The 2,500-nt window shown below is 52.6% G+C and carries 2 rRNA genes (1 of these 2 cut by a window edge); both read right to left on the bottom strand.

The annotated features are described in order from the left end of the window. Window positions 1-847 (bottom strand): 23S ribosomal RNA (locus tag V7659_RS00940) (it extends 2,088 nt beyond the left edge of the window). Window positions 848-1,045: 198 nt separating this feature from the next. Beyond that, window positions 1,046-2,500: ribosomal RNA gene (locus tag V7659_RS00935) — 16S ribosomal RNA — on the bottom strand; the annotation flags it as partial.

Genomic DNA, 2,500 nt, shown 5'->3' with positions numbered 1-2,500 from the left:
TCCAAGTTCGATTGGAATTTCTCCGCTACCCACACCTCATCCCCGCACTTTTCAACGTGCGTGGGTTCGGGCCTCCATCCAGTGTTACCTGGACTTCACCCTGGACATGGGTAGATCACCTGGTTTCGGGTCTACGACCACATACTCATACGCCCTATTCAGACTCGCTTTCGCTGCGGCTCCGTCTCTTCAACTTAACCTTGCATGGGATCGTAACTCGCCGGTTCATTCTACAAAAGGCACGCCATCACCCATGAACGGGCTCTGACTACTTGTAGGCACACGGTTTCAGGAACTATTTCACTCCCCTTCCGGGGTGCTTTTCACCTTTCCCTCACGGTACTGGTTCACTATCGGTCACTAGGGAGTATTTAGCCTTGGGAGATGGTCCTCCCTGCTTCCGACCGGATTTCACGTGTCCGGCCGTACTCAGGATCCACTCAGGAGGGAACGAAGTTTCGACTACAGGGTTTTTACCTTCTCTGACGGACCTTTCCAGGTCGCTTCATCTACCCCGTTCCTTTGTAACTCCATGTTGAGTGTCCTACAACCCCAAGAGGCAAGCCTCTTGGTTTGGGCTATGTCCCGTTTCGCTCGCCGCTACTCAGGGAATCGCGTTTGCTTTCTCTTCCTCCGGGTACTTAGATGTTTCAGTTCCCCGGGTATGCCTTCAATACCCTATGTATTCAGGTAAAGATACTGTTCCATTACGAACAGTGGGTTCCCCCATTCGGAAATCTCCGGATCAAAGCTTACTTACAGCTCCCCGAAGCATATCGGTGTTAGTCCCGTCCTTCATCGGCTCCTAGTGCCAAGGCATTCACCGTGCGCCCTTTCTAACTTAACCTAAAAGGTTTATAACTCTTACTTACATAAGAGAGAAAAACTAAAATGGCGATTACTCGATGTTTACTTTGCTTCTTCATTACGATTATCTAGTTTTCAAAGAACGAATGGTTTGAGAGAATTGCACTCTCAAAACTAAACAAACAAAGATCGCGAACAAACTGTTTTGTCTGGCTCACAGGTCCAGCTTTATCCTTAGAAAGGAGGTGATCCAGCCGCACCTTCCGATACGGCTACCTTGTTACGACTTCACCCCAATCATCTGTCCCACCTTAGGCGGCTGGCTCCTTACGGTTACCCCACCGACTTCGGGTGTTACAAACTCTCGTGGTGTGACGGGCGGTGTGTACAAGGCCCGGGAACGTATTCACCGCGGCATGCTGATCCGCGATTACTAGCGATTCCGGCTTCATGCAGGCGAGTTGCAGCCTGCAATCCGAACTGAGAATGGTTTTATGGGATTGGCTAAACCTCGCGGTCTTGCAGCCCTTTGTACCATCCATTGTAGCACGTGTGTAGCCCAGGTCATAAGGGGCATGATGATTTGACGTCATCCCCACCTTCCTCCGGTTTGTCACCGGCAGTCACCTTAGAGTGCCCAACTAAATGCTGGCAACTAAGATCAAGGGTTGCGCTCGTTGCGGGACTTAACCCAACATCTCACGACACGAGCTGACGACAACCATGCACCACCTGTCACTCTGTCCCCCGAAGGGGAACGTCCTATCTCTAGGAGTGTCAGAGGATGTCAAGACCTGGTAAGGTTCTTCGCGTTGCTTCGAATTAAACCACATGCTCCACCGCTTGTGCGGGCCCCCGTCAATTCCTTTGAGTTTCAGCCTTGCGGCCGTACTCCCCAGGCGGAGTGCTTAATGCGTTAGCTGCAGCACTAAAGGGCGGAAACCCTCTAACACTTAGCACTCATCGTTTACGGCGTGGACTACCAGGGTATCTAATCCTGTTTGCTCCCCACGCTTTCGCGCCTCAGCGTCAGTTACAGACCAGAAAGCCGCCTTCGCCACTGGTGTTCCTCCACATCTCTACGCATTTCACCGCTACACGTGGAATTCCGCTTTCCTCTTCTGCACTCAAGTCCCCCAGTTTCCAATGACCCTCCACGGTTGAGCCGTGGGCTTTCACATCAGACTTAAAGGACCGCCTGCGCGCGCTTTACGCCCAATAATTCCGGACAACGCTTGCCACCTACGTATTACCGCGGCTGCTGGCACGTAGTTAGCCGTGGCTTTCTGGTTAGGTACCGTCAAGGTACCGGCAGTTACTCCGGTACTTGTTCTTCCCTAACAACAGAGCTTTACGACCCGAAGGCCTTCATCGCTCACGCGGCGTTGCTCCATCAGACTTTCGTCCATTGTGGAAGATTCCCTACTGCTGCCTCCCGTAGGAGTCTGGGCCGTGTCTCAGTCCCAGTGTGGCCGATCACCCTCTCAGGTCGGCTACGCATCGTCGCCTTGGTGAGCCGTTACCTCACCAACTAGCTAATGCGCCGCGGGCCCATCTGTAAGTGTCAGCCGAAACCGACTTTCAGCTTTTCCTCATGAGAGGAAAAGGATTATCCGGTATTAGCACCGGTTTCCCGGTGTTATCCCAGTCTTACAGGCAGGTTGCCCACGTGTTACTCACCCGTCCGCCGCTA

This window comes from Neobacillus drentensis (assembly GCF_036966985.1).
In the GTDB taxonomy this organism is placed as follows: domain Bacteria; phylum Bacillota; class Bacilli; order Bacillales; family Cytobacillaceae; genus Neobacillus; species Neobacillus drentensis_E.
Note: the sequence above shows the minus strand (reverse complement) of the source record. Positions and strands in the feature narration are given on the sequence as shown.